We start from the raw sequence: 13175 nt of genomic DNA, 5'->3' as shown, positions 1-13175 counted from the left end.
GATAGGCTCGCATCCATCCTCCCAACTTTTTGATATTAATATAATAATATTATTAGTTGTGCAAATTTTCTCGACAAATCGGCGGTTTTTCGGGCATTCGCGCCGATGCGCCTGTGCCAGAAATCGCGATTTTGTCGCCGGATCGTCAAAATCCTGTTGCCATTGCGATGTCAATTACGCTATCTGATATTTCAGATAAAGGCAGTGCGATTTCTACGCCTGCCGAGGACCAGGGTAGAGGAGGGCAGTTCGATGCTTGATTTGCGGCGCATTCTCGTGGGCGGTATCGCCATTTCGGCCTTGAGCGCCGGCTTGTCGGTTCCCGCCTATGCGCAGAGCGAGTCGCCCGCTCCCGCCGCGGCCCCCGACGAAAGCGACGGCGATGCGATCGTCGTCACCGGCATCCGCGCCAGCCAGCGCGCCTCGATCGATTTGAAGCGCGAGAGTGTCGCGGTGGTCGACTCGATCGTCGCCGAGGATATGGGCAAGCTGCCCGACCAGAATGTCGCCGAATCGCTGCAGCGCATCGCCGGCGTGACGATCGAGCGCAACCGCGGCGAAGGCCGCTTCGTCACCGTGCGCGGTTTCGGCCCCAAGTTCAACGCGGTCACCGTCAACGGCCGCACGCTCGCCACCGACAATAATGGCCGCGAATTCTCGTTCGACGTGCTGCCGTCCGAAATGATCTCGGGCGCCGACGTCTACAAATCGCCGCAGGCGAACATCAACGGCGCGTCGATCGGCGCGACGATCGACATCCGCACGATGCGCCCGCTCAGCCAGAAGGCGGGGCTGCACGTCGCGGGCTCGGCGACGGGCACGTGGAGCGAATTGTCGGAGAAGCTCAATCCCGAGATCGCGGCGGTCGGCAGCTGGCGCAACGACGCCGGCACCTTCGGCATCGCGCTGTCGGGGGTGTGGACCAACCAGAAGAACCGCATCGACGAGTTCACCATCGGTGCGGGCCACGTCCGCCGCTCGCGTACCGACAGCTATTATACGGTCAATAATGTCGTCGGCGCGCGCGTCGGGCCCAACGTTCAGCCCTTCTCCGGCGTGTCGATGCCATCGAACCTGTCGCCCTTCTTCTTCGAGCGCGAGCTCGATCGCTGGGGCGTCAGCGGGGCGATCCAGCTGCGTCCGACGGACCGCTTCACCGTGACGATCGATGGCCTCTACACCAAGTCGCGCTTCGTCGAGCAGCAGACCGGCCTCGCCTATGATTTTTCGGGCGGCACCCTGGTCGAGCAGGTGGTCGAGGGCGGCAGCGTCGTGGGCGGTGTCCAGACCGGCGGCGAGGCGGTGTACCAGCGCTATGTCGGCGGCTTCGTCGACCAGATCATCCAGTACGACGACCGTGACGTCACCACCGACCAGATCGGCGCCAATGTCGACTGGCAGGCGACCGACGACCTCAAGGTCCGGCTCGACATGTCGCTGTCGCGCGCGCGCAAGCGCGGCGCCGAGAATAATCTGTTCACGACGATACGCCGCAAGAATATCAACCATTGGTTCGACCGCCGCAGCGGCAGCCCGATCTACGACTATGGCTTCACCAGCCCCAATTACCAGAATGCCGCGACCAACCCGCAGGGGATTACCGCGCATTATTATATCTGGGGCGGCGGCAACAATGCCGACGACGAAATCCAGGAATATCGCGGCGATGTCGAATGGAATCCCGGCGGCGGCCCCTTCACGCTGGCCGCCGGCGCGATGGCGTCGAACCGCCTCAAGGAGATCCGCGGGCTCGAAATGCCGTTCGGCGAGCAATGCGCCTATTGCGGGTCGGACCGCGTGCTGCCGCAGGCGCTGTTCGCGCCGACCAACCGCGGTTTCTTCTCCGGCTACAACGGCGACATCCTGCGCGACTGGGTGATCTATGACCCGCGCGCGCTGGTGCTCCAGGTCGACCAGTTCGCGACCGCGGATGGGCGGACCTTCAACCCCGCAACGCCGTCGGCGACCGCCTCGTCGGTGATCGACGAGAAGGTGCGCATCGCCTATCTGATGGGCTCGCTCGAAACCGAGATCGGCGGCATGGAATTGGCGGTCAACGGAGGTGTGCGCTTCGAAGACACCGATTATACCTCGGCGGGCGCATCGCGCACGGTGATCAGCGCGCGGCCGCGCGTCGACCAGAATGGCAATCCGACGGGGCAGAACGACATCGTCGTATCGCCGAACGTCCCGGTCAACTTCCGCGGCAAATATCAGGACTGGCTGCCGTCGCTGAACGTCCGGCTCAGCGTCACCGACGATTTCATCCTGCGCTTCGCCGGATCGAAGGTGATGACGCGGCCGACGCTGACCGACCTGTCGCCGCGCCAGTCGATCCAGACGAACCCCGGCAACGAGACGATCCGCCGCGGCAACCCCGACCTCCAGCCGTTCCGCGCCTGGCAGGCCGAAATCGGCGCCGAATGGTATTTCGCGCCGGATTCGCTGCTCAACGCGGCGGTCTTCTACAAGAAGATCGACAGCTTCGTGACGCTGGTCACCACGCCGCAGAAGGTCGATCAGGTCACCTTCCAGGTAACCGTGCCCGGCAACGGCAAGGGCGCGACGGTCAAGGGCTTCGAGGTCGGCTACCGCCAGTCCTTCGCCAACTGGCTGCCCGCGCCGTTCGACGGTTTCGGCGTCCAGACCAGCTTCAACTATACCGACTCGAACGCGAGCTACCCCAGCATCACGCCGGGCGCGACCTACACCCTCGAGGGTCTGTCGAAATATTCGTACAGCCTGGTCGGCTATTATGAGAAATACGGCTTCCAGGCGCGCGTCGCTTACACCTATCGCGACGATTTCCTGCAGGTCGCGATCGGCCGCAACAGTGAACAGGAATATTTCAACGGCTACGGCCAGCTCGACGCCAGCCTGTCCTATGACCTGACCGACAATTTCACGGTCTTCGCCGACGGGCTCAACCTCTTGAACGGCAAGGAGTTCATCTATTCGATGACCCCCGACCGCACGAAGGAATATCGCATGACCGGCCGCCGCCTGTCGTTCGGGGTGCGCGCGAAATTCTGATCTGTCCCAGGGGGTGGGTTGTTTTCCTCCCTCCCACCCCTTTGACTTCATGGGCCTCCCGTTGCCAAGCGGGGGGCCTTTTTTTGTCGATCGTCGCCCCCGCGAAGGCGGGGGCCGCTGTCGGTTTACGCAGCGCTGGCTGAGCAAGGCGGCCAACGGCCCCCGCCTTCGCGGGAGCGACGGTTCATGCATGGAAAAAGGGGCGCAGCCTTCCGGCCGCGCCCCTGTCTCTCCCGCAAAAGCTGCGGTGTATCGCGCTCAGCGCGACGCCAGCCGCACCGGCTTGGTGGTGGCGGCCCACTGGATGCTTTCGCTGCCGCCCATCTGGCGGACGAAACATTGCTGGCCGTCGGCGCGGAGTTCGCCGCACAACCGCGTCGCATCGGCCTGGCTCCGGATGCCGTTGACGGTCAGGCGATAGAAGGTGCGGCCCTTGACGTTCGCGGCGTGGCTCGACGCCGGCAGCGTGGCGAGCTGGCCGTTCTTCTTCTTGAGCGAGCCCCATTTTTCCTTGGCGATACCCAGCGTGTCATAGGCGCCGAGCTGGACCGCCCAGCCCGAAGGCTTTTTGGCGTCGAACGCCGCGATCTGCGGCACGAATTTGGCGGCGAGTTCGCGCGCCGCTTCCGCGAACGGACGCTTGCCCGGCTCGGCGCGATAGGGCTTGGCCTCGGCCAGGATTACCGGCGCGGCGGCGGGCGAGGGCAGTTCGGTGACCGGGACGACGCCGTTCGCGTCGCGCTGCGGCATCGGCAGTTCGACCGTCCGGATCGCGGCTTCGGTCACCACCGGCGGCGGCGGCGCGAAGCTGTCGACCGGCGCCGGATCGGCGGCGGCGAGTTTCATCGGCGCATCGGCGGCGGCCATCTGCGTGCCCGAAAAATTGGCCAGCGCCAGGCGCACCGGCATGCCGCCGTCGGCCTGGGGCTTGGCCCCGATCAGGCTAGCGATCCGGAGCGGCGCATTCGGTTCCTCGGCGAGCTTCGACCATTCGGCCATGCGGCCTTCGACCTTGGCGAGCGACAGGTCCTGCGACGCCAGGATGCGCGCCTGCGCCCAGCGCCCCGATAGGGCAAAGGCGAGCGCGAGATTCTGGCGCGTGCGGGCGCTGGCGCCTTGGGCGCGCGCGGCTTCGGTGAGCACATAGATCGCCGATTCATGGTCGCCGGCGAGCGCGAGGGCCAGCCCCGTGTCGGAGGCGGGCAGCGTGTCGCGATATTCGTTGAGCAGCGCGAGCGCATTGCTCGTTTTGCCTTGCGCGATATGCGCGAGGGTCAGTGCGAGCACGGTGTTGCTGTCCTTGACCCCCAGCTCCATCGCCTCGCTCAACGCCGCGGTCGCCGAAGCGAAGCGGCCGTCGCCCAGATAGGCCTGGCCGAGCAGCGCGCGATAGGATCCGTCGCGTGGGCTGGCGGAAACCGCGGCCTCGGCGAGCGCGACGCCCTTGCTGGTCTTGCCGGCTTCGAGCGCGACGCGCGCCTTGTCGGCCGACTTGGCCGCGGTCCCGGGCTTGCCGAGCGCGTTCGACGGCGCATTCGCCATCTTGTTCATGCTGCAGCCGGTGGTGGTGAGGCCGAGCACGAAGCCCGACACGGCCAGTTTCATCAGCAGATTGCGGTTCATGGTAGGTCCCCCATTCGGCTTCAGGATTGCATCGTCTGGCGCGGCGGGCGCGCCGCGGGCAGGCGGCTGGCCATCGCGTCGATCTCGGGCAGCGAAGCCAGATATTCGTCGAGCAATTCGGTCAGGATCAGCTGTGACGAGCGGCCGGTCACCGCGCTCGCCAGCCGCAGGCGCAGGTGGCGCTCGGCATCGAGGCGCAGCGTGAAGGCCGCTTTCTCGCGGGCCCGGAGCGCACGCGGGGCGCGCGGCGCCCCCAAGTTACCCGAGGGCTTCTCGGCGGGGCGTTGTTCGACCTTGCGCGCGACCGCGGCGACGCGGTCGCTCAGCGATTCCTGCTGGCGCACGATCTCGGGAATTTCGACCGTTTCGGGTTCGAAATCGGCGGCGAGTGCGTCGGTCAGCTCGTGGCCGAAGCTGTCTTCGACCGCCTGCTCGGCCTCGACATTATGTTCGGGCACCGACCCCGCCAGCAGCGGTTTCAGGTCGACCATATGCGTCGGTTCGCTCGACTGCACCGGATCGACGTCATAGCCCATGTCGTTCCAGCCGAGATCGTCGTAACCGACCGTGTGGGTCGGCGCGGGGCCGCTGCCGAGCGGCTGGCGGCGCATCGCGGGGCGTGCGGCGCCTTTGCGTGCGAGCAGGCCTGCGCTCAGTGAAGCGAGAGGTTTGGGTTCGCCCATGGCTTCCATCCCCCTTACTGGCCGGCGATGCGGCGGCCGAAACCACCGCCCATCGGGCGCACTGTGCCATAGCCGCCCGCCTGCGCCGGCATCGGCGAGGAAAAGACGGTGCGGCGGAAATTCTTCTCGAGCCGGTCGTTCATATAGGACCAGAGCTGGCGGATCTCTTCGGCCGAGCGGCCATTGGGATCGACCTCCATCACCGTGCGGCCGTCGATCATCGACGCAGCATAATCGGTGCGGTGGTGGAGCGTGATCGGGGCGACGGTGCCGTGCTGCGACAGCGCGACCGCGGCTTCGGAGGTGATTTTCGCTTTGGGCGTCGCGCCGTTGACGACGAACACGAGCGGCTTGCCGGCGCGTTCGCAGAGGTCGACGGTGGCGCCGACGGCGCGCAGATCGTGCGGGCTGGGGCGCGTCGGCACGACGATCAGCTCGGCGACCGAAATCACGCTCTGGATCGCCATGGTGATCGCCGGCGGGGTGTCGATGACCGCGAGCTTGAAACCCTGCTGACGCAGGATTTCGAGGTCCGAAGCGAGGCGGGCGACAGTGGTCTGCGCAAAGGCCGGAAGGTCGGTTTCGCGCTCGTTCCACCAGTCGGCGAGCGAGCCCTGCGGGTCGATGTCGATGAGTACGACCGGGCCGGCGCCGGCGAGTTGGGCCTGCACGGCGAGATGCCCCGACAGGGTGGTCTTCCCCGATCCGCCCTTTTGTGAAGCCAATGCCAAAACGCGCACAGCTGTCCCCCTGATGTGACTACAATCGGGTTTGAAATGCCATGCGGGCCCCTAAGATTGGGTTAACGATGCGAAAAAGAAGGTAAACGGATCGTGGGATTGCATGGTAAATACCGACTTAAGCAAAGTCTGTCCCGTTCCGGATCAATATCGGCTTGGCGGCGACGTCGCTAACGCGCTGTTAGCCAATTGGATTTAGAGCGGGGCCGGGGACTGCTGTCGCACACGGTCGGAGTATCCGCGCGCGGCGCACGTCAGTGGAGATATTTCATGCGTTTCAACCGCACCATCCTGGCTTTGACCGTGCCGCTGCTGACGGCGCCGCTGCTCGCCGCGCCCGCGCTGGCGGCGCCCGCCGCCGCGCCCGCGGCCAGCGTCAAGGACGGCGTCGATGCCTGGGAAGGCGGCAATTACCAGCGCGCGGTCGCGATCTGGCGCCCGATCGCGCTCGCCGGCGATCCCGATGCGCAGTTCAACCTGGGCCAAGCCTACAAGCTCGGCCGCGGCGTTCCCACCGACCTGGCGCAGGCTGAGGGCTGGTACCGCCGCGCCGCGAAACAGGGACATCTGCAGGCCGAGGACAATCTGGGCCTGGTCCTGTTCACCGCCAACCGCCGCGAGGAGGCGATGCCCTTCATTCTCCGCTCGGCGGCGCGCGGCGAACCGCGCGCGCAATATGTCCTCGGCACCGCGATGTTCAACGGCGATCTCGCCGCGCAGGACTGGCCGCGCGCCTATGCGCTGACCAAGCGCGCCAGCGACGCCGGGCTCGGCATCGCCTCGGCGCGGCTCGTCCAGCTCGACAATCTGATCCCGCTCGACCAGCGGCAGGCCGGGCTCGCGCTGATCCCCGAGATGGAAAAGGCCGAACAGCGCGAGCGCCTCGCCGCGGTGAACGCCGCCGCGCCGCCTGCGCCGTCGCCCGCGCCGTCGCCGGTCCGGACCGCGAGCCTGCCGGCCTCGGTCCCGGGTACCAGCTACACGCCGCCGCCGGTGATCACGCCCGAACGCGCGCCGCCGAAGAACCCCGTTGCCGCCAATGCCACCGCCGCCGCGACCGGCGCGATGACCGACGCCGCCAAGGCGATCGTTTCGCAGCCCCTGCGCTCGCCGTCGCAGCCGATCAAGCCGGTCGAGCTTCCCGCCGCGACCCCGACGTCCAGCGAGCCCGGCACCAGCTATGCCGCGCCGCCCGAAAGCGGCGACCTGCCGCGCGCCGCGCCGCCGAAACCCGTGCCCGCCAAGGCCGCGCCGCCGAAACCACAACCCGCGCCGCCCGCCGCCGCCGCGCCCGTCCGCACCGCGGGGACCGCCGACAAATGGCGCGCGCAGCTCGGCGCCTTCTCGAACGAGGGCAATGCGCGGGGCCTGTGGACGGCGCTCGAAAAGAAGCACCCCGCGCTCGCGTCGAACCAGCCCTATCTGGTCAAGAGCGGCAAGCTCACGCGGTTGCAGGCGGGTGACTTCGCGACCAAGGGCGAAGCCGACAAATTCTGCGCGACGGTAGGGTCTGCGAGCCAGCCGTGCGTGGTGATGAGTAATAAATAGGGCCTTCAAGATCCTCCCCATCGCTGCGCGTGGGGAGGGCCTTCAGGCCTGCTCCGGCCCCATCCCATGAAACGCCAGCTGCTCGTCCAGCGCGTAAATTCGCTCCATCACCATCCACGTTCCATCAGGTCCCGCCGCGGGGATCGGCTGCTGGAAGCGCTTCATCAGCGCGATCCATTGCTGGACATGCGGGTTCGCCGCATCGGCCGCCGCCTTGGCCTCGTCCGAATAGCTCTCGTCGGCGTCGATGATCATGAAAAGCCGGTTGCCCGCGCGGTAGATCTCCATGTTCGCGATCCCCGCCTCGGTGATCGAGCGCGCGATCTCGACCGGCGTCTCGCCCGGCCGGTGCCAGCGCTCGTATTCCGCGATCAGCTCGGCGTCGTCGACCAGATCGAGCGCGAGGCAGATGCGGCGGGTCACGCGCCCGGTCATGCGTTCGTCCAGCCGCCATCGATGATATGCGCGGTGCCGGTGGTATAGGCGGACTCGTCGCTCGCGAGGTAGAGCGCGAGCTGGGCGATTTCCTCGGCGCGGCCGAGGCGGCCCATCGGCTGGCGCGCGGTGAAGTCGGCGCGCGCCTTCGCGGCATCGCCCGTCGCCGCGAGCCGCTCGTCGAGCGAGGGCGACTGGACGGTGCCGGGGCAGATCGCGTTGCAGCGGATGCCTTGTGCGACATAATCCTGCGCGACCGACTTGGTGAGCCCGAGCACCGCGGCCTTCGACGCGCCATAGACGAAGCGGTTGGGAACGCCGATGATCGAGCTCGCGACCGATGACATGTTGACGATCGACCCGCCGCCGCGCGCGATCATGCCGGGCAGGAAGGCGCGGGTCATCCGGTACGCCGACTTGACGTTGAGGTCGAAGGAGAAGTCGTAATCTTCCTCCTCGGTCGTGAGCAGCGTTCCGGCGTGGACGAAACCCGCGCAGTTGAAGAGGATGTCGATCGCGCCAACCTCGGCTGCGAGCGTCTTGATCGCCTCGCCGTCGAGCAGGTCGAGCACGCGCGTCTCGCAGCCCTCGATCGTCGCGAGCGTGTCGGGGTTGATGTCGAGCGCGATCGTGCGTGCGCCCTCGCGCGCGAAGAGCTCGGCGCTGGCGCGGCCGATCCCCTGTCCGGCGGCGGTGACAATGGCGATCTTGCCGGCGAGGCGGGGCATGGGGCTTCCTTTCGAGCGGTCAGGCGGGGGTGGGGGCGTCGGCGCGGATCAGGCCCGCGGCGCGCAGATCGGCCCAGAAGGCCGGCGGGATGGCGAGGCGGGTGAGCGCGACCGCCTCGGCGACGCGCGCGGCGCTGTTCATCCCCGGGATGACCGAGGCGACCTGCGGGTGCGCGAGCGGGAATTGCAGCGCCGCGGCGGCGAGCGGGACGTCATAAGCGTCGCAGATCGCCTCGATCGCCGTAACGCGCGCGACGATCTCGGGCGAGGCGGGCTGATATTCGTAATGGAAGGGGCCGGGACCCTTCACGCCATGCGCGAGGATGCCGCTGTTGTACGGGCCGCCGATCACCAGCTTCACCCCGCGCGCGGCGCAGAGGGGCAGGAAGCTGTCCAGCGCGCCCTGTTCGAGCAGGGTGTAGCGACCCGCGAGCAGGAAGATGTCGAAATCGCCCGCGCCGAGCGCCTCCTCGCACACCTGCCATTCGTTGACCCCTAGCCCGATCGCCCCGACCGCGCCGCCGTCGCGCAGCTCGCGAAGCGCGCGGTAACCGCCGTACATCAGCTCGCGGAACAGCCGCGGATGCGCGTCGCCATGCGCGTAGCGGCCGATGTCGTGGACATAGAGGATGTCGATGCGGTCGCGGCGGAGGCGCTGCCGGCTGGCTTCCCACGAGCGCATGACGGCGTCGTAGCTGTAGTCGAAGACGCTCTCAAAAGGTTCGGGCGTGACGAAGGCCTGGCGCGGCGCGGTCAGGTCGGTGCCGGGCGCGACGGGGTCGAGGCGGCGGCCGACCTTGGTCGAGACGATGGTGGTCTGGCCCGGATCGGCCGCGGCGAGCGCTGCGCCGAGGCGCTTCTCGGCGAGGCCGAAGCCATAGTGCGGCGCGACGTCGAAATAGCGGATGCCCGCATCTACCGCCGCCTGCACCGTCGCCGCGGCTTCCCCGTCGCTGATCGCGCGGAACAGATTGCCCAGCGCCGCGCAGCCGAAGCCGAGGCGCTCTTGGTTGAAGGGGCACGGGGCGGCGTTGTTCATCGCTTTGCGCTACATTGATATCTCAAATGTAGCAATTCATATTTCAGTAGATCGGCGCAGCCGCCGGTCAGAACATCCCGAGGATGCGTTGCAGCGCCGCCTGGAAATGCGCCGCGATCGCCGCTTCGGCGCGGTCGGGGTCGCGTGCGACGCAGGCTTCCAATATCTCGATATGCTCGGTGAGCGTACGCAGCGCGAGCGGTGCGGTGACCAGCCGGTCGAGCCGGATCAGCGTGACGTAATTTTTGAGGCGCCGCGCGGTGGTCTCGACCAGCGGGTTCTGCATATTGGCGATCATATTGCCGTGGAGCCGCTGTTCGAGATCCTCGAGCTTTTCGAGCGCACCGTCGGACAGGCCGTTCTTCTCGATCTGCGCCTGCAGCTTCTTGTGGTCGGTGATCAGCTGCTTCGCCTTGTCGGCGTCGCCGGTCTCGGCATAGCGCCGCGCCGCCGCGCGCTCGATGATCGAGCGGAAATGATAGGTGCTGCGCGCGAGCTCGAGGTCGGGTTTCAGGAACTGGATGCCCGAGCGCGGGTGGATCGTCAGCACCCCCTCGGCCTCGAGCACGCGCAGCGCGTCGCGCAGCGGCTGGACCGGAATGCCGAGCAGGCGGACGAGGTCGTTCTGCGAAACGAAGGCGCCCGCGGGAACCTTCTGGTCGAACAGCCCCTGCAAGATCGCCTTATAGGCGACGTCGCTCAGCCGCTCGGTCGCGGGGCGATCGCCCCCCATATCCTCCCCGCCATCCTTCGCAAATGCCGCTTGCCGTTTGCCCCTATCTGTCATATCTAATCCCACAACTGATATTTCAAGTTTGTCATCTGGAAGATGGTAGCACCCGATATGACGATAGTCGACTTTCGAATTACCCGCTTTCAGTTCGCCCGCGACCGTGTGATCGGCGACAGCCAGGTGCGCGCCGACGACGCGCATGTCGCGGCGCTCGAACTGGTCGACACGGCGGGACGCACCGGGCTGGGCTTCGTCCAGTCGCTGTTCCACCCGCTGCCCGCCGAGGCCGAAATGATCCGCGTTTTCCGCGAGGAAGCCTGGCCCGCGCTCGAGGGCGAGAGTGCCGCGGCGCTCGCGCACCGCGTCGTGCGTCCGCGCGGGGGCAACCAGCGCCGGCTGGGCCTGCCGTTCGAGGAAGCGCTGCAGCAGGTGCTGTGGGACCTCGCCGCCAAGGCCGCCGACTTGCCGCTGTGGAAATTGCTCGGCGCGCGGCGCGACAAGGTACGCGCCTATGCCAGCGGACTCGACTTTCACCTGACCGACGACGAGTTCCAGGCGCTGTTCGCGAATGCGGCGGCGCAGGGCTATACCGCGTTCAAGATCAAGGTCGGCCATCCCGAGCTCGACCGCGACATCCACCGGCTCGACCTGCTAAGCCAGGCGGTCGGCAAGGATGCGACGCTGATGATCGACGCCAACGAGGCTTGGTCGCCCAAACAGACGGTGCAGAATATCGCCGCGATGCGCCGCGCCGGGCACGCGATCTTCTGGATGGAGGACCCGATCCTGCGTTCGGATTTCGAGGGGCTCCGGATGCTGCGCGGATCGCTCGGCGAGACCCTGCTCAACTCGGGCGAATATCTCGACGTGTCGGGCAAGCGCGCGCTGATCCAGGCGGGCGGCGCCGACATGCTCAACGTCCACGGCCATGTCACCGACGTGATGCGCGTCGGCTGGCTCGCCGCCGACATGGGCGTCCCGGTGACGATGGGGAACAGCTTCCTCGAAATCGGGGTCAATATGGCGCTGGCGCTGCCCGAGGTCGAATGGCTCGAGTATAGCTTCCAGAATTTCGAGCATCTGGTCGAAGCGCCCTATGTGATCGAAAACGGCTATATCCGCGGCAGCGACGCGCCCGGCCACGGGCTGGTGCTGAGCGAGGCGGCGCGGCGCGAGCAAAGGCGGCCCGAGGTGCTCGATCGCGAGGCGCTGGGGCCGGCGCCCGCGCAGCAGCGCTTTGCGGTCCGCAAGGCGGCTTGAACATAGTCAGCCGGACGGCGAAGGCGCCGCCGGACGGGAGAGGCAGATGTCCGATTTGAATGCCGCCTTTGCGGACGGCGCCCCCGAAGAAGCGGCGTCCGTGCACAGCGCGGCGGCATATGTGACCGGGCGCCAGAAGTGGGTGCTGCTCGGGTCGATGACCCTCGTCCTCTTCGTGCTGCTGGCGCTTTACGCAGCGGTGCTCGCGGTGCTCCTCCCGAACCAGATTCAGGCGATCGATCCGGCGAACAAGGAGAGCGTGCTTGGCGTGGTCACCTTCATAACGGCGATCTTCAGCACCCTAGCGACGCCAATCGCGGGCGCATTGTCCGACCGAACGCGTGGCCGCTGGGGCCGGCGTACGCCGTGGATCATGGCCGGGTCCATCATTGGCGGGCTCTCGCTTGCCGCGGTGCCGCTGACGACGGACCTGTGGGCGATCACACTCTTCTGGGTCGGGGCGGCGATTGCGCTTAATGCGATGCAGGCGGCGCTGACCACCGTCGTCGCAGACCGCTTCGCCCCCGCCGAACGCGGCTTGGCGTCGAGCTTTGTCGGCGCGGGCATGACCTCGGGGCTGACCGTCGGTATGATCGTCGCCGGAAACCTGGCCGGGAATATCGCGCAGGCCTATTGGCTGTTCGGGGCGGCGATCATCGTCGCCTGTCTGATCTTCGTCGCGATCAATCGCGAACCCGTGGTGACCGCGGCGCTACCTGATACGTTTCGACCACTCGCCTTCCTCAAGAGCTTCTGGATCAGCCCGCGCGAGCATCCCGATTTCGCTTGGGCCTTCCTCGGGCGCTTCACCATCTACATGGGCTATCAGGGCGTGATCACCTTCATGCTCTATATCCTGCAGGATTATATCGGCCTGTCGCTGGGCGACGCGAACAGGACGATCGGGACGCTGTCGATGATCACCTTCGTCGCGCTGGTGTTCGCGGCTTTCGCATCGGGCTTGCTCTCGGATCGCATCGGGCGCCGCAAGCCGCTGGTCTTTGCGTCGAGCATCATCATGGGGATCGCGCTGACCGTGCCGCTCTTCATGCCGACGCTGCAGGCCATGCTGATCTACGCCGCGCTGATTGGCATCGGTTATGGCGCCTTCATGTCGGTCGACATGGCGCTGATGACGCAGGTGCTGCCCAAGGCCGACGGCGAGGCGACGGGCAAGGATCTGGGGATACTCACCACCGCGGTGAACATCCCGCAGATTTTGAGCCCGGTGTTCGCGGCGTGGCTGCTCAACCTGTCGGGGGGCGATTATACCGCGCTGTTCATTGCGGCGATCGTCTTCGTCTATGCGGGGTCGTTCTTCGTGTTGCCGATCAAGAGCGTGCGGTAGTTAGA

General features: G+C 66.7%; 12 protein-coding genes. 5 read left to right on the top strand and 7 right to left on the bottom strand.

The annotated features are described in order from the left end of the window. The first annotated feature begins 56 nt into the window (after positions 1-56). A complete protein-coding gene (locus AC1RNQ_RS06095) occupies positions 57-260 on the top strand; it encodes a hypothetical protein (protein WP_493169729.1) in 204 nt (67 codons plus the stop codon). Then, entirely contained in the window at positions 253-3033 is a 2781-nt protein-coding gene (locus AC1RNQ_RS06090; RefSeq protein ID WP_493169728.1) for a TonB-dependent receptor, read from the top strand. The genes AC1RNQ_RS06095 and AC1RNQ_RS06090 overlap by 8 nt, the downstream gene beginning before the upstream one ends. Positions 3034-3291: 258 nt before the next feature. Here AC1RNQ_RS06090 and AC1RNQ_RS06085 read toward each other — a convergent pair whose 3' ends face one another. From AC1RNQ_RS06085 to AC1RNQ_RS06075, 3 genes are read right to left on the bottom strand one after another with little or no spacing between them, the layout of a single operon-like run. Beyond that, entirely contained in the window at positions 3292-4656 is a 1365-nt protein-coding gene (locus tag AC1RNQ_RS06085) for an SPOR domain-containing protein (RefSeq protein ID WP_493169727.1), read from the bottom strand. A gap of 20 nt (positions 4657-4676) precedes the next feature. Beyond that, on the bottom strand, positions 4677-5339 hold the full coding sequence (locus tag AC1RNQ_RS06080; protein WP_493169726.1) for a hypothetical protein: 663 nt from the start codon (positions 5337-5339) through the stop codon (positions 4677-4679). A gap of 14 nt (positions 5340-5353) precedes the next feature. Then, a complete protein-coding gene (locus tag AC1RNQ_RS06075) occupies positions 5354-6079 on the bottom strand; it encodes an AAA family ATPase (protein ID WP_493169725.1) in 726 nt (241 codons plus the stop codon). 270 nt (positions 6080-6349) lie between these two features. Between AC1RNQ_RS06075 and AC1RNQ_RS06070 the strand changes: the two genes are divergently transcribed. Further along, a complete protein-coding gene (locus tag AC1RNQ_RS06070) occupies positions 6350-7627 on the top strand; it encodes an SPOR domain-containing protein (protein WP_493169724.1) in 1278 nt (425 codons plus the stop codon). A gap of 42 nt (positions 7628-7669) precedes the next feature. Here the strand turns inward: AC1RNQ_RS06070 and AC1RNQ_RS06065 are convergent, their stop codons facing one another. From AC1RNQ_RS06065 to AC1RNQ_RS06050, 4 genes are all read right to left on the bottom strand, one after another. Then, positions 7670-8062, bottom strand: a complete 393-nt coding sequence (locus tag AC1RNQ_RS06065; RefSeq protein WP_493169723.1) for an L-rhamnose mutarotase — start codon at positions 8060-8062, stop codon at positions 7670-7672. Next, complete coding sequence (locus AC1RNQ_RS06060; RefSeq protein ID WP_493169722.1) at positions 8059-8790, bottom strand: SDR family oxidoreductase; 732 nt, start codon at positions 8788-8790, stop codon at positions 8059-8061. The genes AC1RNQ_RS06065 and AC1RNQ_RS06060 overlap by 4 nt, the downstream gene beginning before the upstream one ends. 19 nt (positions 8791-8809) lie before the next feature. Next, positions 8810-9829: an aldo/keto reductase gene (locus tag AC1RNQ_RS06055; RefSeq protein ID WP_493169721.1), complete on the bottom strand. Its 1020-nt coding sequence runs from the start codon at positions 9827-9829 to the stop codon at positions 8810-8812. A 67-nt stretch (positions 9830-9896) separates the two neighbouring features. Then, positions 9897-10562 carry a GntR family transcriptional regulator gene (locus AC1RNQ_RS06050; protein WP_493169720.1) on the bottom strand — a complete coding sequence of 222 codons (666 nt, stop codon included), beginning with the start codon at positions 10560-10562 and terminating at the stop codon, positions 9897-9899. 111 nt (positions 10563-10673) lie between these two features. Here AC1RNQ_RS06050 and AC1RNQ_RS06045 point away from each other — a divergent pair, with 111 nt between their 5' ends. Together AC1RNQ_RS06045 and AC1RNQ_RS06040 are read left to right on the top strand one after the other, a co-directional pair. Then, positions 10674-11822, top strand: a complete 1149-nt coding sequence (locus AC1RNQ_RS06045; protein WP_493169719.1) for a mandelate racemase/muconate lactonizing enzyme family protein — start codon at positions 10674-10676, stop codon at positions 11820-11822. A gap of 46 nt (positions 11823-11868) precedes the next feature. Beyond that, positions 11869-13170 (top strand): MFS transporter, encoded by a 1302-nt coding sequence (locus AC1RNQ_RS06040; protein WP_493169718.1) that lies wholly within the window; start codon positions 11869-11871, stop codon positions 13168-13170. Positions 13171-13175: the final 5 nt, after the last annotated feature.

It is taken from the genome of Sphingopyxis sp. GW821-FHT12F08, assembly GCF_058806755.1.
The sequence above is the reverse complement of the archived record's forward strand: the minus strand, read 5'-3'. Positions and strand labels throughout refer to the sequence as shown.

Coding starts and splice junctions, on each gene's coding strand:
- AC1RNQ_RS06090 (WP_493169728.1), top strand. CDS start 253: ATGCTTGATTTGCGGCGCATTCTCGTGGGCGGTATCGCCATTTCGGCC.
- AC1RNQ_RS06085 (WP_493169727.1), bottom strand. CDS start 4,656: ATGAACCGCAATCTGCTGATGAAACTGGCCGTGTCGGGCTTCGTGCTC.
- AC1RNQ_RS06080 (WP_493169726.1), bottom strand. CDS start 5,339: ATGGGCGAACCCAAACCTCTCGCTTCACTGAGCGCAGGCCTGCTCGCA.
- AC1RNQ_RS06070 (WP_493169724.1), top strand. CDS start 6,350: ATGCGTTTCAACCGCACCATCCTGGCTTTGACCGTGCCGCTGCTGACG.
- AC1RNQ_RS06065 (WP_493169723.1), bottom strand. CDS start 8,062: ATGACCGGGCGCGTGACCCGCCGCATCTGCCTCGCGCTCGATCTGGTC.
- AC1RNQ_RS06060 (WP_493169722.1), bottom strand. CDS start 8,790: ATGCCCCGCCTCGCCGGCAAGATCGCCATTGTCACCGCCGCCGGACAG.
- AC1RNQ_RS06055 (WP_493169721.1), bottom strand. CDS start 9,829: ATGAACAACGCCGCCCCGTGCCCCTTCAACCAAGAGCGCCTCGGCTTC.
- AC1RNQ_RS06050 (WP_493169720.1), bottom strand. CDS start 10,562: ATGGGGGGCGATCGCCCCGCGACCGAGCGGCTGAGCGACGTCGCCTAT.
- AC1RNQ_RS06045 (WP_493169719.1), top strand. CDS start 10,674: ATGACGATAGTCGACTTTCGAATTACCCGCTTTCAGTTCGCCCGCGAC.
- AC1RNQ_RS06040 (WP_493169718.1), top strand. CDS start 11,869: ATGTCCGATTTGAATGCCGCCTTTGCGGACGGCGCCCCCGAAGAAGCG.